Origin of the sequence: Pseudomonas sp. MWU12-3103b, assembly GCF_023100615.1 — a bacterium.
Lineage (GTDB): Bacteria > Pseudomonadota > Gammaproteobacteria > Pseudomonadales > Pseudomonadaceae > Aquipseudomonas > Aquipseudomonas putida_A.
Genome location: NZ_JALMEY010000008.1, coordinates 91,352 through 112,424, shown reverse-complemented (window position 1 = coordinate 112,424; position 21,073 = coordinate 91,352). Strand labels below are relative to the sequence as shown.

General features: G+C 49.3%; 19 protein-coding genes and 1 pseudogene. 8 read left to right on the top strand and 12 right to left on the bottom strand.

What is annotated here, in order from left to right:
* Positions 1-20: 20 nt before the first annotated feature.
* Positions 21-1,913 carry a methyl-accepting chemotaxis protein gene (locus M0808_RS14340; RefSeq protein ID WP_247841593.1) on the bottom strand — a complete coding sequence of 631 codons (1,893 nt, stop codon included), beginning with the start codon at positions 1,911-1,913 and terminating at the stop codon, positions 21-23.
* Positions 1,914-2,349: 436 nt separating this feature from the next.
* Between M0808_RS14340 and M0808_RS14335 the strand changes: the two genes are divergently transcribed.
* From M0808_RS14335 to M0808_RS14315, 5 genes are all read left to right on the top strand, one after another.
* Entirely contained in the window at positions 2,350-3,711 is a 1,362-nt protein-coding gene (locus M0808_RS14335; RefSeq protein WP_247841591.1) for a glutamine synthetase family protein, read from the top strand.
* A 66-nt stretch (positions 3,712-3,777) separates the two neighbouring features.
* The gene (locus M0808_RS14330) at positions 3,778-5,103 is read left to right on the top strand and encodes an APC family permease (protein ID WP_247841589.1); all 1,326 of its coding nucleotides are present in this window, start codon (positions 3,778-3,780) and stop codon (positions 5,101-5,103) included.
* A gap of 58 nt (positions 5,104-5,161) precedes the next feature.
* A complete protein-coding gene (locus M0808_RS14325) occupies positions 5,162-6,283 on the top strand; it encodes a succinylglutamate desuccinylase/aspartoacylase family protein (protein ID WP_247841587.1) in 1,122 nt (373 codons plus the stop codon).
* A 49-nt stretch (positions 6,284-6,332) separates the two neighbouring features.
* Positions 6,333-6,953, top strand: a complete 621-nt coding sequence (locus tag M0808_RS14320; RefSeq protein ID WP_247841716.1) for an isochorismatase family cysteine hydrolase — start codon at positions 6,333-6,335, stop codon at positions 6,951-6,953.
* Positions 6,954-7,198: 245 nt separating this feature from the next.
* Complete coding sequence (locus M0808_RS14315; protein WP_247841586.1) at positions 7,199-8,062, top strand: MurR/RpiR family transcriptional regulator; 864 nt, start codon at positions 7,199-7,201, stop codon at positions 8,060-8,062.
* 33 nt (positions 8,063-8,095) lie between these two features.
* Here M0808_RS14315 and M0808_RS14310 read toward each other — a convergent pair whose 3' ends face one another.
* The gene (locus M0808_RS14310) at positions 8,096-8,590 is read right to left on the bottom strand and encodes an Lrp/AsnC family transcriptional regulator (protein ID WP_247841585.1); all 495 of its coding nucleotides are present in this window, start codon (positions 8,588-8,590) and stop codon (positions 8,096-8,098) included.
* Positions 8,591-8,643: 53 nt separating this feature from the next.
* On the opposite strand from M0808_RS14310, the gene M0808_RS14305 reads away from it, so the two are divergent.
* Entirely contained in the window at positions 8,644-8,895 is a 252-nt protein-coding gene (locus M0808_RS14305; RefSeq protein ID WP_247841584.1) for a hypothetical protein, read from the top strand.
* 130 nt (positions 8,896-9,025) lie between these two features.
* On the opposite strand, the gene alr is transcribed toward M0808_RS14305, so the two are convergent.
* The 4 genes from alr to M0808_RS14285 form a co-directional block, all read right to left on the bottom strand.
* Positions 9,026-10,264, bottom strand: coding sequence for an alanine racemase (gene alr, locus M0808_RS14300; RefSeq protein WP_247841583.1), 1,239 nt, complete (start codon positions 10,262-10,264; stop codon positions 9,026-9,028).
* A gap of 231 nt (positions 10,265-10,495) precedes the next feature.
* Positions 10,496-11,254 (bottom strand): amino acid ABC transporter ATP-binding protein, encoded by a 759-nt coding sequence (locus tag M0808_RS14295; RefSeq protein WP_282188298.1) that lies wholly within the window; start codon positions 11,252-11,254, stop codon positions 10,496-10,498.
* 2 nt (positions 11,255-11,256) lie between these two features.
* Entirely contained in the window at positions 11,257-12,045 is a 789-nt protein-coding gene (locus tag M0808_RS14290; protein ID WP_247841582.1) for an amino acid ABC transporter permease, read from the bottom strand.
* A gap of 48 nt (positions 12,046-12,093) precedes the next feature.
* Positions 12,094-12,864, bottom strand: a complete 771-nt coding sequence (locus M0808_RS14285) for an ABC transporter substrate-binding protein (RefSeq protein ID WP_247841581.1) — start codon at positions 12,862-12,864, stop codon at positions 12,094-12,096.
* Positions 12,865-13,122: 258 nt separating this feature from the next.
* Here M0808_RS14285 and M0808_RS14280 point away from each other — a divergent pair, with 258 nt between their 5' ends.
* Complete coding sequence (locus M0808_RS14280; protein WP_247841580.1) at positions 13,123-13,593, top strand: Lrp/AsnC family transcriptional regulator; 471 nt, start codon at positions 13,123-13,125, stop codon at positions 13,591-13,593.
* 724 nt (positions 13,594-14,317) lie between these two features.
* Here the strand turns inward: M0808_RS14280 and M0808_RS14275 are convergent.
* From M0808_RS14275 to M0808_RS14260, 4 genes are all read right to left on the bottom strand, one after another.
* On the bottom strand, positions 14,318-15,613 hold the full coding sequence (locus M0808_RS14275; protein ID WP_247841579.1) for an MFS transporter: 1,296 nt from the start codon (positions 15,611-15,613) through the stop codon (positions 14,318-14,320).
* A 50-nt stretch (positions 15,614-15,663) separates the two neighbouring features.
* Positions 15,664-16,821, bottom strand: a complete 1,158-nt coding sequence (gene tcuB, locus M0808_RS14270; protein WP_247841578.1) for a tricarballylate utilization 4Fe-4S protein TcuB — start codon at positions 16,819-16,821, stop codon at positions 15,664-15,666.
* Positions 16,808-18,259 carry an FAD-dependent tricarballylate dehydrogenase TcuA gene (tcuA, locus tag M0808_RS14265; RefSeq protein WP_247841577.1) on the bottom strand — a complete coding sequence of 484 codons (1,452 nt, stop codon included), beginning with the start codon at positions 18,257-18,259 and terminating at the stop codon, positions 16,808-16,810. Before tcuA ends, tcuB begins: the two co-directional genes overlap by 14 nt.
* 169 nt (positions 18,260-18,428) lie before the next feature.
* Positions 18,429-19,364, bottom strand: a complete 936-nt coding sequence (locus tag M0808_RS14260) for a LysR substrate-binding domain-containing protein (RefSeq protein WP_247841576.1) — start codon at positions 19,362-19,364, stop codon at positions 18,429-18,431.
* A 371-nt stretch (positions 19,365-19,735) separates the two neighbouring features.
* On the opposite strand from M0808_RS14260, the pseudogene M0808_RS14255 reads away from it, so the two are divergent.
* Positions 19,736-20,317 (top strand): annotated as a pseudogene (locus M0808_RS14255) (substrate-binding domain-containing protein); the annotation flags it as partial.
* Positions 20,318-20,348: 31 nt separating this feature from the next.
* Here M0808_RS14255 and M0808_RS14250 read toward each other — a convergent pair.
* Positions 20,349-20,510: a hypothetical protein gene (locus M0808_RS14250; RefSeq protein ID WP_247841574.1), complete on the bottom strand. Its 162-nt coding sequence runs from the start codon at positions 20,508-20,510 to the stop codon at positions 20,349-20,351.
* Between the two features lie 24 nt (positions 20,511-20,534).
* Entirely contained in the window at positions 20,535-20,756 is a 222-nt protein-coding gene (locus M0808_RS14245) for an MbcA/ParS/Xre antitoxin family protein (RefSeq protein WP_247841573.1), read from the bottom strand.
* Between the last annotated feature and the right edge of the window lie 317 nt (positions 20,757-21,073).

Genomic DNA, 21,073 nt, shown 5'->3' with positions numbered 1-21,073 from the left:
CCTCCTTAAGATTTGCTAGATCAGATTCTAAAGCCAGCAACGAGCTGCGTAAGAATCGACGCTTGTTTTTCTAGCTCCATACACGCGGCTAGCGTCAGCTGCGAATTTTTCACACCCTGCTGATTAAGTGAATTAATCTGCGTGATGTCTAAATGTATAGAGTCAACCACAGCAGATTGCTCTTCGGTAGCAGCGGCAACGGAATGACTCATGCCATCAATTTCATCCATCTTGACAGCGACATTTGTGAGTTGCACGCCAGCTTTGTTAGCGATGGTAACCGTTTGTCCGCTTTCGGCTTGACTGTCTCTCATCAACTGGGCGGCCTGTGTTGCGCCTCTTTGCAGCTCTTCAATGAGTGTTTGAACCTGCTGAGCTGATTCTTGGGTTCTATATGCTAGGTTCCTAACCTCATCTGCGACCACTGCAAAGCCACGTCCGGCTTCACCAGCTCTTGCAGCTTCAATCGCTGCATTCAGAGCTAGTAGATTCGTTTGTTGAGATATTCCTGTGATAACGTCTAAAATTTGACCGATGTTGATGCTCTGATGATTGAGGTTGTGTATCTCATCATGTGCAGCACCAATGCGAATCGATAGATTATCAATTGCATTAATTGTTTGTCCGACTACATCTTTGCTCACTCCCGCTAGGTTTCGAGCGTTGCTCAAGTTCTCTGAGGTGAATGCAGCATTACGCGATATTTCGAGGGCCGCCGCCCCGAGCTCGGTAATCGCAGTAGCGACACTGTTAGTCCGGTACGCCTGGTCATCTGAATTGCTAATTGATGCATTGGATGCATAGGTGACCTGACGGGCAACAATATTGAGGTGATCCGTAGCAGAAGAAACCTTACGTATAGACACATGAATACGGTCAACAAAACGATTGAATGATCTTGCAAGCTCGCCGAATTCATCGTTCCCTTGAGCCTCCAGGCGTTGGGTCAAGTTACCTTCACCCTCGGCAATCTCTTGCATTGCAATACTCATCGCTCGCACTGGTCGCATCAGAGTGCTAATCAGCAGTCCTAGTCCAATTATAACTGTGATAATTGCTATAAGCGTGACGATGAGTGCCGTTTCGCGAAAGCTCTGAAGGGCCGCGTATGCCTTCTCTTTATCTATGGAAATGCCGATGTACCATTTGACCGATGGAATTCCAGAGATTGGTGTGAAACTAATTATTTGTTGTTTTCCGTTTTGTTGTACTTCAGATGCTTTGGATTTTGTAGTGAGCGAGTTGTCAGAAAAAATATCGGAAAGTGTTTTTCCAACTAAATTGTTATCTGGGTGAACTAGAATCTTTCCGTTCTCATCTGTCAGAAAAGCGAAGCCTTTGTTGTCAAAATTTAGAGTGTTGATTTTTTTAACGATGGTATCTAATTGGAGATCACCGCCGACAACTCCCCATTGCTGACCATTTTTTTGCAGCAAAGGAGTCGCGATTGTTATTACAAGTTTTCCTATATTGCTGTCAAGGTAGGGCTCCGTTAGGATGGTTTGGCCTGCCTGAGTAGCGCTGACGTACCATGGGCGGTTTCTAGGGTCGTATCCTGAAGGCATTTCCTCCCAAGGTTCCTGAACAAAATTCCCATTCCGCTCACCTACGTAGGTAAATAAAAAGTTTGATTGAAGAGTTCCTCGTTTAAGCTTCTCGCTTATCGATGATTGTTCTGGAGACTCTGCAAGATCCTCGGCAAGAGCTTCTATACGAAGAATTTTTCCAGATAGCCAGTCTTGTATTCCGCTGGCGGTGCTAGCCCCCATTTCCTGTATGTAATTATCTAGATCTTTTTTGATTGACGCTCTCTGCTGACTATCGTTGTAAAAGGAGAACAAAGTGAACGCGGCTGCAATGATGAGTGCCGCTGTGCCCAGGATCTTTCTAGCAATGCTGATTTTTATTTTCATAAGCTACTGTCAAGTAATGGCGGAGGGAGGCAAGCAATTGCGGTTCTAATTTTGTACAGCTATCAAGCATCTGGCAGTTTAAAAATTCAATCTAATTGAAGTCGGCGTTTTATTAACGATTACGCCGTATTCATGCATAAAAAAGCTAAATTTAAATTAAACCTTCACGCTGTTATGGAATGAGCCAGCGCAAGCCTTGCGGCAGAGCATTTTTGTTAGTGCGCTATCGAATTCGGTACGGATCGTGATCCGACAAGTGGGTGTAACGAACGTTACAAAACGTGTTGCCGATTGAAACTTTGGATGCTAATGTTTCAATCGTTACAGAAAAAAGAGCTTTGATAAAAGGTGGAACAAAAATAACAGACGCTAATGCAATGCTTCACTGCCGGGACAAACAAGAATAATTCTCAATATTTTGACGAGGGAAACGTGGATGGACATGGTCATGCTCACCTGCACCTCGGAGGAAATCGCAATGAAACAAGGCACAAATACCCCTGGACTTGCACATTTTGTCAGTCAGGACTACTCCGGCATTACTCGCGGGCGAGGGTTCCCGCAGCAAAGATTGGAAGGTTATCTGCGCAAGGGAGTGTGCTGGACACCTGCAAATCTCGGCATCAATATGTTCGGATCCATCGTTGAAAATGAATGGGGCGCTCAGGGCGATATCCTAATGATGCCTGACCCCGCCACTAAGGTTTTTGTCGACAATGGAACTGCAGTTACACCATTGCACTATTACCATTGCGATTTTTTGAATCTTGATGGTTCTCCTTGGGACGCCTGCCCACGTAGTTTCCTGAAACGTCAAATCGATACGCTTGCTTCAATGGGAATCAAGGTGATCGCCGCGTTCGAGCATGAGTTCATGCTCACAGACATTGCGAATCCCGCTCCGCCGTTTTCTCTCGAAGCCTCTCGTACAGAGGAGTCTCTTTGCAGTGAAATTGTCGATGCGCTGCGGCAAGCCGGCGTAGACCCCGAAATGTGCTTACCTGAGTACGCTCAACGCCAATTCGAGGTTACCTGTAGTCCAGTCGAAGCGCTTCAAGCCGCTGATCGTGCAATCAATGTTCGAGAGGTAGTTAGGGAGATTTGCCGACAAAATGGCCGCAAGGTGTCTTTCTCGCCAATGGTGACTGGAAACTCTGGTACGAATGGCGTCCATGTGCATGTTTCTCTTTGGAGCACCGCTGGCGAACCACTGACATACGATCCGACTCGACCTGGTCAACTTTCCGAGGTGGCTAGTCAGTTCACGACAGGCATGCTTGAGCATATGGCGGCACTGACTGCACTGACGGCACCTGGAGTCGTTTCTTATCAGCGACTTCGCCCAAATAGCTGGAGTGCTGCGTATGCCTGTATTGGCCAACAGAATCGCGAAGCTTCTCTACGAATTGCGCCTGTTAGCAATGTGAATGCTGACGCTGCAGCAAAGCAAGCAAACATCGAATTCCGCGCCGCCGACGCCTTATCGTCTCCTTATCTCGTGTTAGGAGCACTGCTCGCCGCAGGTATCGATGGTATTCAACGCTCGTTGGTTATGCCCGAATTGGTCGCGGTTAATCCTTGCCTGATTCCTAAGGATGAGCACTCACGGTTCGGCCTGAAAGCACTGCCTGGTTCCCTCGGTGATTCATTGAAGGAATTGGAGAACGACGCCTATTTGAAGGCAGCAATGGGCACCTCGTTGCTTAGCTGTTACCGAGCCGTTAAGCAGAGCGAAATACATGAAACTGCTGGAAAGGACGATTTTGCCATTCGGGACATGTACTCGGCCGTTTACTAAGGAAGATTTTAGCTAGTTAAGGTCAATTATTCTTGCTGTCCCACACGACGATCGTGAGGCAAAAAAATGAAAAATAATACCGAGAATGTAGAACTTAAGCGAAGTCTGAAACTACGTGACTTAGTGGTTTACGGAATGGTTTTCATGATTCCGATTGCTCCGATGGCGATCTACGGATATATCGTCAGCGACTCCAAAGGAATGGCTACGCTTGCCTACCTAATTGGTATGGTAGCGATGCTATTCACAGCTTTAAGTTATGCTCGCATGTCTGAGACTTGCCCCAAAGCTGGATCGGTTTATGCGTATGCAAGCCATGCTATCGGCCCACGGCTTGGATTTTTGGTGGGCTGGATTGTCTTGCTCGATTATATTTTGATTCCTGCGTTGTGCTACGTCGTTGCCGCCATCGCTTTAGAAGGTGTCACGGCTATTTCCAAGTGGATCTGGCTAGTTGCTTTCATTGCGTTCAATACGGCAATCAATATCCGTGGCATTCAACTCACGGCTAGGGTTAACAATGTTTTCGCAATTGTACTGGTAGCAGTGTTGATCTGGTTTGTAACTGCGGGGCTATATATGGTGTTCAGCGGCTCGCTCGGGCATCCATCTACGTTGCCTCTATACAATCCTGAGACATTTAGCCCTTCGCTTGTGATGAGTGCTGTGTCGATTGCAGCGCTGAGCTTTTTGGGCTTCGACGCGATTAGTACCTTGGCAGAAGAAAGCTCAGGCAATGCCAAAGATGTGGGACGTGCAACTGTCATCGTTCTATTCTTGATGGGGGGGTTATTTATCCTTCAGACCTGGGTTGCTGGCATGGCGTGGCCTGACTTTGGCTCATTGGGGACGGATAAAGATAATGCCTTCTACCTTATTGCTAATGCCGTTGGAGGCCCATCATTGAAGGCTGCCTGTGCTGTCGCTACCGCAGTTTCCTGGGGGTTTAGTTGCGCACTGGTTGCTCAGACTGCGATTTCGCGGATTTTGCTCAATATGGCACGTGACGGGAAGCTGCCCTCTGCTTTGGCGCGTCTACATCCTCGCTACCAGACTCCATTCATCAGCACCCTGTTTGTTGGAGCAGTTTCTCTGGTGGTCAGCGTTTGCTTCATCAGCGATGTTAGTGCGCTTACGTCTTTGGTCAACTTTGGAGCGCTGACAGCATTCTTCGTCTTGCACCTGTGTGTCTTGAATCAATTCATGGTTCGAACTCCAAGTCGCCGTTGGTTTAAAGATGGCGTGGTGCCTGTATTAGGCCTGATTATCATTGGCTACATATGGTTAAGTCTGGATGCGCACGCAAAAAGCATGGGTCTTATTTGGGTAGTAGTGGGCGTTGTCTATCTCTGTATCCTTGGGCGAAGAGCTAGAACATTACAGTTTAGTTAACCTGAATATAGTCACTTTTTAACGGCGCCCTTTAGGGAGGGCGCTTGGAGTGGTAATCATGGAACAACATCATCATCCCATTAAAGGGGTGTCACTAGGAACCTTTCGAGAGATCGTTAGCTTCCAGTTCAAAGGACGGGTATCGGGCGGCCAGAAGGTTTACATTCAGGCGGGATTGCACGCAAGCGAGCTCCCTGGATTGCTTGTCGCACATTACCTTCGGGAAAAGCTATTGAAAGAGGAGGGGGGCGGATTCCTCGTTGGTGAAGTAATATTAGTTCCAGTATCAAATCCAGTTGGGTTGGATCAAACACTTCTGACTTATCAAATGGGGCGTTTCGACCTTGCGAGCGGTGAGAATTTCAATCGATATTTTCCTTCGCTAGTCGAAGAGGTCGCGCTCCAAGTCGATTGTGTGCTTACGAATAATGCTCAAGAAAACGTAAAAATTGTTCGTCGTGTGCTGTCAGATGTGATCTCAAAAAGAGAGACCGCACGAGCAGTCGATTCTTTGCGTAATACATTGCTAAAGCTCTCTTGCGATGCAGACATCACCTTGGATTTACATTGCGATTGTGAGTCCGTTCTTCATCTTTATACACATCCGAGCTCGATAGATGACGTAATGCCACTTGCAGCTCTCATGGGCGCGCATGCAACTCTCTACGCTTTGGAGCAGGGAAATAATTGTTTCGACGAAATCGCTGCTAGTTTTTGGGCGAAGTTGCAGTTGCGGCTTCCAAAATTTCCTATCCCAGTTCCTACGATTAGCGTTGCTGTAGAACTGCGCGGGCAGCTTGACGTTTCCCATTCTCTTGCAGAGCAGGATGCTGAAAGAATCCTCGATTTCTTACGGGTGCGCAGGGTTCTGACTAGCCCGCTATCGATAGAAATGCCAAAAGCAAACCATGAGCCCACTCCATTGGATGGTACTGAGGTGTTGGTCGCACAAAGGCCAGGTGTAATCGTCTATCTCCAGAATTGCGGGGCATATTTGAAGCCAGGCGATCCGGTGGTAGACGTCGTCGACCCCATCTCAGGAGAGTCCACACGGTACTGCTCAGGCGTAGAGGGTGTTCTGTTTGCTAGGCAAAACCGGCGCTATGCGATGCCGGGCATGGATTTGGCGTACATCGCCGGCGACATTCCTTTAGGGCGTGGATCGCTGCTTTCAGCCTGACCCATCGGAACGAATAACAAGTTTGTTGAGGATAAATTAAGTGAATAAAATAGAATTTAACGGCATCTCTCGGGATACCCAAGTCAATCCCAAGCGTACCGCTTTACTGGTAGTAGACGTGCAAAATGCGGAAGTTTCGAGTTACGTTAAAGAGAAGCAACCAGCCTACTACCAGGCAGTTATGGAGCGGGTTGTTCCAAACATACAGTTGTTGATCAGTGCGGCTAGAGAGTCTGGTGCCGAGGTGATCTACACTACGATTGAGAGCCTTACCCGGGATGGTCGTGATCGATCGTTGGATCACAAGTTGTCGGGTCTCCTTGTTCCTAAAGGGGCTTGGGAGGCGAAGGTCATCGATCAGGTCGCACCTGGAGATGACGATATCGTGCTGCCAAAAACCTCGTCGGGGGTTTTCAACTCAACCAATCTTGATTACGTGCTCCGCAATTTGGGAGTCGATGCTGTCATCGTAGTAGGCATGTTGACTGATCAGTGTGTTGATATGGCTGTGCGTGATGGAGCTGATCGAGGGTATTTTATGGTATGTGTCCCTGATGCCTGTGCAACCTATTCTGAGGCCAGGCACAACGCTGCGTTGGCTGCTTTTGGGGGATACTGCAGGACTACGAACACCCAAGAGATGATCGCAGAGCTTAATCGTCCGCTCTGACAGGTTGGGTCGCAATGAAGCCTCGAATCTCACCGAGGCTTTTTTGTAGTGCCTAGGACGTCGCCGTCTTTCTAGCCCCCCGGGACTCCTGTGACCTGCGACATCCGATAGCTCCCCCCTTGCTTCAGTCATACGCACCTCTTCCGCTTTAGTGGCTTTGAAGGCGCGTGTAATAATCGTTACGGAAATCCTTAAAATCAGAAATTGTGCAATAATCGCTTCACTTACCTATTTTTGAAAAAGCCATGACAGCAAGCCGTTCGATTAAAAAGCTCATTCAGGACGCGAACCCAACGTTCACACCAAGTGAACGTAAGCTGGTGCGATTTCTCAACTCTGCAACGCCGGTCATTGCTCTGGGATCAGTGCACCAGTTGGCCGAAAGGGTAAGTGTCAGTGCTCCAACGGTCATGAGATTTGCGGTGAAACTCGGTTTTTCTGGCTATGCCGACTTCCAACAGGCGTGGGTCAATGAGCTTGAGTCGATGCTCACTTCTCCTTTAACTCTGATTGATCATGGCGCCCCGCCTTCTGAAAACCTCTTCGGTCGAGAGCTGGGGAAAATGGTGGAACAGGCAATAGATGAGGTTGCTGGAGGAGAAGGGCTCTTAGATGTCCTTCTTGATTCCAAACGACGAATTTATCTCAGGGGCGGACGGTTTAGTCAGCCCCTCGCTGAATACTTCTATGCGCATTTACGAGAGATCCGAGGCAATGCCGAGATCTTAGGTAGAAGCGCTTCCCACGATATCGACCTCACCCTTGATTTGTCCAAGAAAGATGTAGTTATCGTTTTCGACTATCGGCGGTATCAGGCAGATACGATTCATATAGCCAAGCGCGCGTCGGAGCAGGGGGCAACAGTTGTGCTTTTTACAGACCGCTGGCAGTCCACTGCCGCTGAGTTTTCACGGTATGTGGTTGTTAGCGATATTGCATCTGGATCTGCGTATGACTCTCTAGTACCTGCCATGGCCCAAGTGGAGTTCTTGGCAATGGAGATGGTCAATCGTTTAGGCGACAGCGCCACTGATAGGCTGAGACGCTTGGAGGCGGTAAGGGGGGGGCAGGCACCTGCAATTGACCGTGACAAAAGTGATCTTAACTAAACTCTGATTGTTCAAACCTTCATCCTCACGAAGTCACTTTGGAAGACTGTCATAGTCGTGATTTGTTGGTACGAATATCCCTTTCTTGAAGGTTTGCAGAGTGACATTTGTGGTTACGCGACGAATAATAGGATTTGCAGCCACTAGACGTTGTGTAACGTCATTGTATGACTCTACGTTAGCTGCCACGACAATTAAATATAAGTCTGCTGACCCTGTCGTATAGAATGCTTGCTGAACTGAAATCTCATGAGTCAGCCAGTGTTGTAGCTTTGCTAATTGCTCTTTCTGTTCCTTTACTATCTCAAGAGCGGTAACAAACGTGAGGTGTACGCCAAGTTTGTTTTTATCCACAACAGCCACTTGGCCACGAATCACTCCGTCACCTCGTAGTTTCTTTACACGCCTCAGCACTGACGAAGCAGACAGACCTATTTTTTCTGCGATTTTCTCCGCCGGGAGCAAACAGTCGCGCTGTAGAAGCGATAATATGCGGCAATCTGCTTTGTCAAGTATTGAGTCTGTCATGAGATACACCAATTTATATAAGCATTTGGCTGGGGTGTGAGGAGTTGAAGGCTATGGTCGATGAGTTATATATTAAATGGGCCTTTAAAAAATGCATTGGGCGGGGTGACCAAACCGTACCCAATGCAAAACGACCTAACACGGTAAAAGCCATTTTCAATGGAATGAAGTATTCCGTAGTCTCTTCGATCAGGGGAGGATCAAAAAATCTTGATGATATTATAGGTTATCATTTTTGCCTGTTTTACGCGTTAATTGGAATTTTTGCGCCGGAATTATGTGCACCTATCGAATATGAGGCATAAAAGCTGTGATAGTGTTTTTGGGTTATTCGAACTAGGCGACTTTGGTGTGAGTAACGAAAAAAAATCCCTGCTAAAGCCTTTGCCGGGCTTTGGCAGGGATACTTGCCCTCACTGAGGGTGTTGGCGCGTATCAATCCGCCTTCAGTATACGAGGGTTTGAATTACCCCACACAGTGTATAGATCGGCGAGTAGTGCGCCGTTAAAGTCCTCAAGTTCAGCCTGAGTGATCTCGACTGATCCTTGTTTCCCGAAAAGGACTACTTCGTCTCCTGGTTTCACCCCACCTTTAATATCGGTGACATCGACCATCAGAGTGTTCATAGAAACCTTTCCAACTGTTGGAACACGTTGTCCGTTAATCAGAACGTATGCCTTGTTAGTGAAAGCGCGTCGATATCCATCAGAATATCCGACAGGGACATTTGCTAATACGGAATCCCGTTTCAGCGTGTAGGTTCGATCATAACCAACGGTATTGCCGGATGGGTAATTATTTACGGAAGCCACATTGGCTTTGAAGGACATGACACGTTTGAATTCTTCACTGTGTTCAACGGGGTCACCATAGATCAGGTTGCCAGGTCGAACCATGTCAAGCCAGGCTTCTGGTACGTTCTGTATAGCGAATGATGCAGCAGAGTGTAGAGTTATTTTCGAACGATCAAGTTTTGCATTGTCGATAAGCCATTGAGATTCTTGTTTGAATGTATTCAAACCTCTGAGTACATCTTCACGATCTTCAACAGCGTAGTGCGTCATAATTCCGACTACGTCTATGCCCTTTTGTTTAACCATTTCCAAGGCCGCTTTTTTACCCTCTTCAGTATGCATTTCCAAGCCATTACGGCTCATGCCAGAGGAGTTCAGTGCAATGTGAACCCGCAATAATTTTCCATGCTTTATTGCGATTTCCGCAGCTTTTTGAGTGAATTCCAGGCCACCGACAAGCTCCTCAACATCATATTTTAATGCATTTTCAACTTCTGCCAGTGTTGCTGTACGAACACGCATCAGTCTCCCCGAAAATCCTTTTTCGCGCACTACTCGTGCTTCTTCATTGCTTGCTACGGCTATGCACGGCACATTCATAGCGATTACTGAAGGTACAAGAAGGGCAATACCATGGCCGTACGCATCTGCTTTCATCACTGCACATATCTGGCTCTTACCCTGCAGCTTATTTTGAAGAGTCCGAATGTTATTTTCGAAAGCAACTTTGTCGATTTCAACCCAAGAATTTGTAGCTCGGATCTGCTCTGCGGGCGTGAGACTTGAAACATCTGCAGAGAGCAGCGGAGCGGCGTGCACTTCGCCAATCAATACTGTTGCGACTGCGAGGGATAGGAGAGAGCGAGAAAATGCATTCATAGGTTATTGTCCTTTTTATTGGTTTTTTTTTATAGCGGAACATGATACTGCATTTTGGGTTTGGTGAATTTTTAGTAAGGTGGAGTGTATGCGTTGCTATTAGTTATATGCGTTGTTAATTTGTGTTTTGTTATTGTGGTGGGTAAGGTTGGTAATTGGTTCCTTTGAATTCGTGGATTTCATAAATCACCAAGTAAGTCGCACAACGTTTTAACCGTTGTGCGAACTGCTTTAGATACCTGGTTGCAAAACGCGACCTAAGAATGCTTTAACTCTAGGGTTATTGCTTTCCCCAAAGAACTGCGAAGGCGGGAGGTCTTCTGCGATTTCGCCTTGATCGAAGAAAATCACGCGATCAGCCACCTGACTAGCAAACCCCATCTCGTGAGTAACAATGAGCATAGTAATGCCCGTAGCGGCTAACCGTTTCATTACGTCGAGCACTTCATTAACCATTTCAGGATCGAGTGCTGAGGTTGGCTCGTCAAAAAGAAGAACGCGAGGTTCCATCGCTAGCGCACGTGCGATTGCTACGCGCTGTTGTTGCCCACCTGATAAAGCGTGCGGATACTTATGGCTATGTTCCGACATGCCTACTTTAAGCAGCAAATCACTTGCTAGTGCAACTGCCTTTGCTCTAGATAGTCCGCGGACTTTCATAGGAGCCAAGCATAGATTGTCAAGAACACTCAAGTGCGGAAAAAGATTAAACGATTGAAAAACCATTCCGACTTCGCGACGCAAGGCCGCCAAATTAGAGGGCTTATCTGAGACTTCAACACCATCGATTACAATGGAGCCTTCTTCATGCTTTTCCAATCGATTCAGAAGTCGAAGGAAGGTTGATTTACCTGACCCGGAGGCGCCTAGAATTGCGATGACCTCGCCAGCCTTAACCTCGACGCTCACACGCTTCAGTACACACGTCGTGCCGTAACTCTTCTTCACACCTGCTACGTTAATCAATGTAGGAGCAGTATTGTTACCCATATTTATCTCCTTTCCACGCTTAGGTAGCGTTCAAGCGCATTTGTAACCTGGGTCATCCCGGTCGTTAGGGTGAGATAGATGATGGCTGACGTAATGAGTACTGGCACGGGTTCGAACGTTGCAGATTGAATTCGACTCGCTGCGTTGGAAAGCTCAACAACCCCGATGGCGTATGCCAGCGAAGAGTCTTTGAGGAGTGACACGCCGTTGTTCACTAGGGGGGGGAGGCAGATTCTCAGAGCTTGCGGCATTACAACATTGGAGAATATCGTGAAGCGCGAAAGTCCAAGCGCATGGGCAGCCTCAATCTGCCCTTTCGGGACTGATAGCAAGCCGGAGCGAATGGCTTCCGCATTGTATGCGCCAATGTTGAAAGCCAATGCCACCACGGCGGAAGTAAAGTCATTGAACTCCAAGAAGGGAAGGAGTACGGGCAGAGCGAAAAATACGAACAGGATCTGTAAGAGTAAAGGTGTACCTCGAGCTACCCAAACGTAGAATGAGCAGACCCAGCGGAAAGGCGCAAAGTTTGATGCCTTACCCAAGGCAATTACAGTGCCTACGACTACACCTACCGCACCCGCCGCGAGGGTCAGTTTTACAGTTACCCATACAGCTTCTGCCAGTTCTTTAGCGTTTGGGGATATGGGATTTGGAAATAGCTTGAGTATTACCTCCATTGCGAATAGCACAACAATTGTAATGAAAATAGCAGTTAAGCCTTTAAGCAAAGATTTGTTCAGCTTGAACCCCTTGCTTGGGGGGATACAAACTTTTGCGCTTGTAGACATGATGCGACCTCGAAAACTGATAAACCTACACTTGCACGCTATTGAAAGTTAAATGCAACGAATATCTTCGTTGAACCACTTCTTAGAAATTTTTTCGTAGGTACCATCGGATTGCATATCTGCAAGCGCTTTGTCGTATGCTGCGGCTAGCCCGTCATTGCCATTTTTAACTGCGGAAGCGATTTTTTCCGAAAACAAAAAATCCCCAATTGCCATTCCGCGCGCCGGTTGTTTATCAATGGAGAGTTTGGCTACAAATTTATCAGTGATCCAGGCGTCAGCACGTCCCGATACCATTGCGTTGCGAGCATCACTGTCTGAAGCAAAATTTCGAACCTGCTTCACTCCAGGGATAGTGGCTGCTTTCTGGAAATATGTTGATCCGGTTTGTGCGGCTACCACCTTACCATTCAGATCAACAGCAGTTTTGATTCCAGGTTTGTTGCTTACAACGACTCCACCGCTGCAGTATAGTGGGGACGTAAAGTGAACCGCTTTCGCTCGTTCATCGGTGACGGTAAACGAGGCAATAACAATGTCCCAGCGATCTTGTGATAGACCTGCAAGTAGTGAATCAAAGGACATCGGTTTCCATTCGGCAGTCACGCCTAAACGTCGTGCGACTTCATTCCCTACATCGATTTCAAATCCCGTAAGCTTTCCGTTATCAAAGAACTGGAAAGGAGGGAATGTCCCATCTGTGCCGATCGTGATTTTTCCAGAGCTTTGAATTTCTTCTATGCTTTTAGCTTGGACGTTAGCAATGAAGAGTGAAGCAACGAGCCCGACGACTCCCAGGAATGGCGTGATTTTTTTCATCTTTGGAACTCCCACTTTGATTTTTGTTAAAGGCAGTTTTGATGAGATGAGAAAGGTTTGTCTTTATTGTTTGCACCAGGCATCCGCAATGCTGGCTAGGCAGTCCTTTCTCTCGAAGTCCTTTCCCTGCACCTTTGGCGCAATTTTCCCCGTTGCCGTGAATGCCAGTTTATGAGATCTTTGGCACAGAAATCAGCGTTGATGGAAATATAGCGATTTATTACTGCGTAAAAATATGACTTTACGAGGAAAAGCTGCATGATCAATTTAGATCGAATTGATGCGAGTATTCTAAATGCGGTTCAGAGAAACAATCGCATCACGTCTGAAGAGCTCGGTGAGACAGTCGGTCTATCAGCAACCGCTTGCCAAAGGCGTTTGAAGGCGCTGCGCAAAGAAGGAGTGATTGAGGCTGACGTTTCGATCGTTTCACCAAGAGCCGTAGGTCGCCATGTATTCATGTTGGTTTTAGTCTCTCTTGAAAGAGAGCGAGTAGACATAATAGATAAGTTCAAAAAATCAATAAGAAATACACCAGAAATTATGACGGGGTACTACGTGACAGGTGATTCTGATTTTGTGCTCGTTGTCACTTCTAAGGATATGGAAGATTACGAGCGATTCACAAGAAAGTTTTTCTACGATAATTTGGATATTAAGAATTTTAAGACGTTGGTTGTAATGGATAGAATTAAGCCTGGCTTTACTCTTCCAATAGAGATTGAGTAGTTGTATTGCTCACCATCTCGTAACTCAAAGGAGTTGTCTATCCATTTGTATATGGTTAGGGCGGCTATCAATATTTTTTTTCACTTCGGTCGTCGACTTGAAGCGGAAGTTTCGTATTGGTGACGCTGATGGTGATTTTTTTAAGGTCAGCGCGTCGCTTACTCAAAGTAAAGATGAATTCAGCCTGGCTTTAAATGTCGTGAATTTTTAATGTTAGCATATCAAGCTGTTCAACATCCGAACGGCCTTTGAGCCTTACCATTAACACTTCTTAGCATTTCCCATTGTCAGCGGAAAGCTCAATCGGTGATCAAGTTTTTATCTTCAGGCCACTACGATATTCATAACGACATCCAATTTGCCCAATGAGCATTGCTCAGGCCGATCAAGCTGGGGAGTTTCGGGACGAAACTGTCGAACGAATTTCACTATCAGCGCAATGAACTCGCAAAGTGCGAGCAGAAGATCAAGCGTCTTTAGTTCAAGAAATCAATCTTGGTGTGCATCGGATCGCGCGCGATTGGCTCCATAGCCAACCTAGCTCAATACCGAGTAAAGGCGGTCGATGAGTTTAATTTTATCGCTACTCTTCTAAGAAAATTGTTGGGAGAATTCAAAAATTGATACCGCTCTTATTGGTATGTATTGATAGAAACGACTCGGTGCATGTCAACAATAGAGGGATTTGGTGAGTGCAAGTCCTGAACCCACCAAAATCACTTCTTCAAGCGTTGACCGCCATTGCTTTTTGCCTGCGATATAAAATCGTCGTTGCGGTGAATCCACACAGAGCGGCAAACATCAACCAATAGGCAGGCGACGCTTTGTCACCTGTTGCCTGCACTAGGATGGTGGATACGGCGGGTGTAAAGCCACCAAACACAGCTGTCGCCAAACTGAATGCGAGGGAAAATCCCACGACTCGTACGTTCTGAGGCATCACCTCAGTCAATGCCGCAACCATCGCGCCGTTGTAAATGCCAAAGAAGAAGGAGAAGTACAACAGCACAGCGAGGAGGCGCTCAAAGCTTGCAGCTGCGGCCAGCCAATGCATGGAGGGATAAGCGGTGAACAGACACAGCAAGGAAATTGCCAACAACAAGGGGCGACGGCCTATGCGGTCGGAGAGTGTGCCGCCGATGGGTAGCCAGATGAAGTTGCTCAGGCCGACGAAGAGCGTGACCACCAGACTGTCGGTGGTGCTTAGGTTCAGTACAGTCCTTCCGAAGGTAGGTGTGTAGACGGTAATCAGGTAGAACGTCGTGGTGGTCATTGATGCCAGCAATCCGCCCGCCAGCACTGTGCGCCAGTTATCTCGCATGGAGCGAAACACTTCGTTGGCACTTGGGTGGTGCGTGCGTGCTTTGAACGCATCAGTTTCCTGTAGCGAACGGCGAATGATGAAGATGAACGGAATGATCACGCAACCTATAAAGAAGGGGATCCGCCAGCCCCAGGCGGCTACTTCGGTAGGTTCCATGGACGCGTTGATCGTGTAACCCAAGGCTGCTGCGAGAATGATCGCCACCTGCTGGCTGGCCGACTGCCAACTGGTGTAGAAGCCGCGGCGACCCGGCGTGGCAATTTCAGCCAGATACACTGATACACCACCCATCTCCGCACCGGCGGAGAAGCCCTGCAATAGTCGTCCTATTAATACCAGTATAGGTGCCGCGGCACCAATGCTGGCATAGCTTGGCACGAGAGCAATCAATACCGTTCCTGCGGCCATGATTGACAGCGTCACGATCAATCCCTTGCGCCGTCCCACCTTGTCGATGTAAGCCCCTAGCACGATAGCGCCAAGTGGGCGCATCAAGAATCCCGAGCCAAATACGGCGAAAGTCATCATCAGCGAGGCGAACTCGCTGGTGGCTGGAAAGAACGTCTGGGAGATGTAGGTCGCGTAAAACCCAAACAGAAAGAAGTCAAACTGTTCGAGAAAGTTGCCGCTGGTGACCCGTAAAATGGCGCCCAGCTTCGATCCCTTGGATCGGCTGGCTTGAGTTGTTGTTTTCATTATGGTTACCCAGGTTATCAATATTGTTATTGGAATGAGTGGCACTACGATCAGTCGCTTCCAGCGTTAATCGGATTGGGTTGGCGTTTTTCGATGGAGTACTTGAGCAGTGCGGCGCTACGGTAGATGCCATGGGCGAATTTGCTGTAGGGCATGGTTAGGAAGAACGCCATGACCAGGCCGAGATGGATCGCCAGCAACAGGCCCATGGCTGCGGTTTCACGGAACGCCAGGAGTGCCAGGCCGCTGGCGCTGACCATCAACAGCAGCGCGATAAAGCCACGATCCATGGGTTTCTGATTTTCGTCGCCGTGTTCGGGATTGCGACGTAAGTTCAACCACAACAGGCCCGCCGGGCCGACCAGCAATCCGAGTCCACCGCTCATACCCAGCATCACCGGTAAGCTCAAGACGGGGTAGGGCGCCGACCAGTCCAGAAGGAAATGGTAGAGTGTGGCGACCCCAGTGGCTGCGAAGCACAGCATGAAACCGTAGAAGGTGAAGTGGTGGAATCGCCGCCGCCACAAAGTGAATCGATCATCAGCGTTATTGCAGCCCTCGCCATGACCGCCGTCTAGGAATTTGAGCCGGGCGACGTTGGCCGTGGCTTCCAGCGCAGCAGCAGTTTTTTCCTGCGCGGGGGTATCGGCCGGTGAAATATTGCGCCAGAAGCGTCGCACGCCAAGGGTCAAGGCAATTACCACGAATCCGAAAACTGCACCGAACATTATGGCAAGGGTGTTGTGCGGGAAGATCGCGTAGAAATTGCCACCGGGCATTGCGGTGAAGAGGTTGCCCATCACCTTCAACGTGAGACTTAGGAACAGGGTTAAACCGGCAGCGGCTGAAAGTCCCAGAGTCAGTCCGTTACGGCGGTATAGCGTGCCCATCAGTTGCGGCCAAGCGTACTCGGCGTAAGTGTCGAGGCGAACTTTTGCCATGGCCTTAGGCACATTGATTGCGAACTCATGAGGTGCGGCGTACTGACAGGCATGCAGGCATGCGCCGCAGTTGTGGCAAAGGTTGGCCAGGTAATGGATATCAGCCTGGGAAAACTCCAGGCGTCGTGTCATGGCCGGAAATACAGCGCAAAAGCCTTCGCAATAACGGCAGGCATTGCAAACGGTCATTTGTCGCTGAACTTCAGTTTCATCAAGGTTAAGCACCGGAATCAGATCGTTCGGTGCCTTGGGATCAAACAGCTGCATGTCTAGATTCCGTTTGTAGACGAGAAACAAAGCCTGCTGAAGCGGCAGCCTGTACACCGGCAATTCGACCAAAGGCCGTACCAATGGCCATGCCGATTCCGGCGGTATAGCCCTTGCCCAGTACGTTGCCCGCCATCATTTCTCCTGCCACAAACAGGTTGGGGCTGGCATTGCCGCTAAAGTGGACAGCGGCGGTTTCGTCGGTCGCAAGACCCAGATAGGTGAATGTCACCCCAGGCTTGAGTGGGTAGGCGTAGAAAGGAGGCTTGACCAGAGGACGAGCCCAGTGAGTTTTGGGCGGGGTCAGGCCTTCGGTCTGGCAATCATCCAGTGCAGTGTGGTCGAACGTGCCGATACGACAGGCCTTGTTGTACTCCTCAATAGTCTTGACGAGTCGTTCCGCAGGGAGCTTCAACTGGTGGGCGAGGTCTTCTATAGAGTTGGCTTTAGTGCCCGGAAAAACCGGAGGCATGAAGCGCCCGATAGCCTGCTGGTCGATGATTGAGTAGGCCTCTTGGCCCGGTTGGCCGGCTACTAGCCGGCCCCATATTGCGTAACGCTTAGGCCAGAAGTCTTCGCCTTCGTCATAGAAACGTTCGCCGTCGCGATTGACGACCACCCCCAGAGACACGCAGTCGATACGGGTGCAAATCCCACCGTCATACAGGGGCGCGCGCGCATCGATGGCCACCATGTGAGCCTGCGTTGGATCGCCAATGATATCGGCACCCAACTGCTGCATGCGGCGTAGCAGGACACCTGTATTGAAGCGCGTTCCGCGGATGAGGAAATTATCCGATGGCCACTCGCCCAGCTCGTTTTGGCCCCAAGCTTCACGCAACCATTCGCGGTTCGATTCGAACCCTCCAGCGGCCAGAACGCAAGTCTTGGCCTGGATCCGCTCTGCGGGAAAATGTTGCCCATCAACGTGGAGTTCACCGATGTGAGCCGCGATGAACTTTCCATCCTGCAACTCAATGTCTGTGACCTGGGCGTTGTAGCGAATCTTGACGCCTAGCCGCTCGGCGGCACGGAAGTAGGCGTTGATTAGCGCTTTGCCGCCGCCCATGAAAAACGCATTGGTGCGCGCAACATGGAGGGCGCCAGACAAGGGCGGCTGAAAATGAACACCGTGGGAGCGCATCCAGTCACGACAACTCGACGACGCGCGAATGGCGATACGGGCGAGCTTTTCGTTGGTGAGCCCTCCAGTCACCTTCAGCAGATCCTGCCAGTACTCTTCTTCGGGGTAGGCGTCCACAAGTACATCTTGCGGTGCATCATGCATGCAGCGGAGGTTGCGGGTGTGTTGCGAATTGCCGCCGCGCCAGATTCTAGGGGCACCTTCCAGCAGTGTGACGCTCGCTCCTGCCTCTCGGGCCATCAACGCCGCACACAAAGCGGCGTTACCGCCGCCAATTACTAAAACATCAATCATCATCGCTCCTCAATCGCAAGGAGGCATGAACGAAGTGCTCCTTACGAGTGGAGGAGAAGGTAGGGTGGTGAGCTTATTGTCGAAAGGCGCGAAATGACTTGGGGTGTTTAATTTTTATAAAGGCTTTGTTGGATTGGAAGTAGCCTCTGAGGCATGGGCGTGGTTGGGGTCACGCCGTGGCATCCTTGATCCAAGTGGCTCCGGGCCATTGTTGGTCAATGACCAACTGTCGAGCGACATCGGTGATGACTACCCGAGCAGCCAGCGCCGCGGGGGATAGTTCATCGTCAGCCAGCGTTGCCAAAAGATTTCGCCGCCCTACGTGAGCATCGGAAATTTGCACTACCGAAAATCCCGACTCACCTTTGAGCGCTGCCGCAGCACCGGGTTGGATGGTGGCGGCATGGCCGGCGCGGACGGCATTCATCAGTACGGCAAGACCATCGACCTCCATTATGATGTTTGGGGCCAAACCCGACCGTTCAAAAGCAGTCGTCAGGGTCGAACGCAAGCCATGTTGAGCACTGGGCATTACAAGCGGCAATTGACCTAAGTCTGCTAGCTGCACACTGTTGCCAGTCGGTGCATGTGGTAAGCACGGTGAGGTGATGACAAATAGCTTTTCATCAAGCAGCGGTGTCACGCTCCAGCGCTTGGCGCCTTCGAGTTGGAACAGAATAGCCAGGTCGATGTGCCGAGCATTGAGTTGGGTGGCCAAGTGTCCAGAGAGCATCTCCACCAGATGTAACTGAATATCCGGATAGCGCTCCCGCATTGCGTTGATCAATGGCAGAGCAAGAACTGTGGCGGTAGTAGGGGGTAATCCGACTGTGACATAGCCACTCATTCGTCCACGATGGGCTGCCATGATGGCGTTATCGGCTTGACGCAGGCACAACTGGGCATGGTGTAAAAATGCCATGCCGGCGCTCGTCGGTGTGACACCGGTTGTGGTGCGATTTAGAAGTCGGGTTGAGAGTTCGCTTTCAAGTTTCGCAATCTGCTGGCTTAGGGCTGATACCCCTACGTCCAACTCCATCGCTGCACGTCCAAGACTGCCTTGTTCGATGATTTTTACGAAATAGCGTAGTTGTCTTAATTCCAAGCGTTGCTGCTCCGCTGAGGGTTTTCAGGGCTTTTCTCAATAATTCGTCACAGGATCGAACCATTTGCATTTCTTTTATGTGTAGCCTCAAAGCGTTAGAACGATAAGCATGCGAACAATAGACTCAGTTATATTAGAGGTGGGAGAGCGTTTTGCTCCCTGATAATGTTAATGAGCACATGCAGTGCTGGATGGTTGTACCTACGACTGCCGTAATAGATATGAAAGGGTTATTCAGCTAATCCGTGCTGCGGCAGTATCAACTGTAGCGCACCCGACTCCAAGTCCTGCGCGATCCTTGCTTCCAGCACATAGGCGATACCCATTCCTGCTTTGGCCGCAGAGATAGTTGTAGCTGTATCATTGATCTGGTACCTGCGCTCGTCGACGCGTTGCGAAAGGCTTATCCAAAAGTGCAGATCGAGCCATCAGTGGAGCTGAGCAGTGAGTTGTTTCGAAAACTGGAAAATGACCAGCTCGATTTGGTCATCGTGCCTGACGTATACAACGATGCCCGGTTCGTCAGTACGCCACTTCAAAGTGTCGAGAGTGCTTGGATGTGTGCTCCAAGCCTGATAGCTGATCTAGATCCTGTGAGCCTTGAAGTCCTGGACGGGTTTACAGTGCTGACCCAAGGTTCCCGGTCAGGCACAGGCTTGGTCTATGAACGATGGCTGGCCTCTCATGACGTGCAAATGCCCAAGACCCTCACCAGTCATAACTTGTTGGTACAGGTTGGCCTGACATCGTCCGGAGTGGGCGTAAGCTATCTGCCCAAAACCTGTCTTTCTCATTTGATCGAGCGCGGAGCGTTGCGCGCATTGGTCACAAAGCCTGGATTGCCGAGAATTCGCTATGCGGCGCTTCATCGTACCGACCGCCAATTTGGCCTGAATCAGAATGTGGCGCAGTTGGCAGTCGAGTGCTGCGACTTTTCACAACTATTGCTTTGAGCATTTTAGCGGTTAGGCGCGGGCTTTGTCGTCAACCTGCCTCCTTCAAATGCGATAAAAGGGTATCTCTCAATTCGAGCAGTGCCTCACGCAGTCGCTGATCTTCACGAGCATCGCCAGTATCCGGATCGAATGTTTGTGCATGCCGAAGCAAAGCTTCGGCGTCGTTTGTGTTGAGATCAAAGGTGATCATGTCGATCCTCGACGAAGGGGAGCACTAACAGGCGAACCCATGACTGAGCCTATTGAGTTCTGCTTTCACGGCTTCATATCCCACTCGACTGTGAGCCAGTTGCAACCGCGAGCAATCACCGGTTTCAACTGTCGGCTGGTTCAGCCAATGATCGGCTTTCGCTTTGTCGCCAAAGACCTGCTCGGCTAGGCGACGGATAAGTTCTGGCGTCGTTGAGTCTTGGCCGTGATTTTGTTTTGAGTCCATGAAAGGCACCTCCTTCAAAGCATTCGCTTCAGACTTCGAAAAATCTCAGCCATCAGGCCAAGACTCTTCGTCATTTTTAAAAGCATTGAGAGGGTGATGGGTATAGGGTCAGCGCATTATAATGCGCCAAGTCCCCTCATTTCTTAGCTTATAGCGCAATATAATGCGCTGATGTATGACCAACTCCATCCAAGCGCTCGCTGATGGGCCTAGCAAGACACCTCTACCCTCAGCCCGAATCTGAAAATCTCTTGAATCCGCGAGAACGCCTGCGTCATTGGTTACCCCGACTTTTGCTTGTCTGCCAAATACGCATT

Bases quoted from the DNA above. Each gene is read 5' to 3' on its own strand.
- M0808_RS14340 (WP_247841593.1), bottom strand. From the start codon at position 1,913: ATGAAAATAAAAATCAGCATTGCTAGAAAGATCCTGGGCACAGCGGCA.
- M0808_RS14335 (WP_247841591.1), top strand. From the start codon at position 2,350: ATGGACATGGTCATGCTCACCTGCACCTCGGAGGAAATCGCAATGAAA.
- M0808_RS14330 (WP_247841589.1), top strand. From the start codon at position 3,778: ATGAAAAATAATACCGAGAATGTAGAACTTAAGCGAAGTCTGAAACTA.
- M0808_RS14325 (WP_247841587.1), top strand. From the start codon at position 5,162: ATGGAACAACATCATCATCCCATTAAAGGGGTGTCACTAGGAACCTTT.
- M0808_RS14315 (WP_247841586.1), top strand. From the start codon at position 7,199: ATGACAGCAAGCCGTTCGATTAAAAAGCTCATTCAGGACGCGAACCCA.
- M0808_RS14310 (WP_247841585.1), bottom strand. From the start codon at position 8,590: ATGACAGACTCAATACTTGACAAAGCAGATTGCCGCATATTATCGCTT.
- M0808_RS14305 (WP_247841584.1), top strand. From the start codon at position 8,644: ATGGTCGATGAGTTATATATTAAATGGGCCTTTAAAAAATGCATTGGG.
- alr (WP_247841583.1), bottom strand. From the start codon at position 10,264: ATGAATGCATTTTCTCGCTCTCTCCTATCCCTCGCAGTCGCAACAGTA.
- M0808_RS14295 (WP_282188298.1), bottom strand. From the start codon at position 11,254: ATGGGTAACAATACTGCTCCTACATTGATTAACGTAGCAGGTGTGAAG.
- M0808_RS14290 (WP_247841582.1), bottom strand. From the start codon at position 12,045: ATGTCTACAAGCGCAAAAGTTTGTATCCCCCCAAGCAAGGGGTTCAAG.
- M0808_RS14285 (WP_247841581.1), bottom strand. From the start codon at position 12,864: ATGAAAAAAATCACGCCATTCCTGGGAGTCGTCGGGCTCGTTGCTTCA.
- M0808_RS14280 (WP_247841580.1), top strand. From the start codon at position 13,123: ATGATCAATTTAGATCGAATTGATGCGAGTATTCTAAATGCGGTTCAG.
- M0808_RS14275 (WP_247841579.1), bottom strand. From the start codon at position 15,613: ATGAAAACAACAACTCAAGCCAGCCGATCCAAGGGATCGAAGCTGGGC.
- tcuB (WP_247841578.1), bottom strand. From the start codon at position 16,821: ATGCAGCTGTTTGATCCCAAGGCACCGAACGATCTGATTCCGGTGCTT.
- tcuA (WP_247841577.1), bottom strand. From the start codon at position 18,259: ATGATTGATGTTTTAGTAATTGGCGGCGGTAACGCCGCTTTGTGTGCG.
- M0808_RS14250 (WP_247841574.1), bottom strand. From the start codon at position 20,510: ATGATCACCTTTGATCTCAACACAAACGACGCCGAAGCTTTGCTTCGG.
- M0808_RS14245 (WP_247841573.1), bottom strand. From the start codon at position 20,756: ATGGACTCAAAACAAAATCACGGCCAAGACTCAACGACGCCAGAACTT.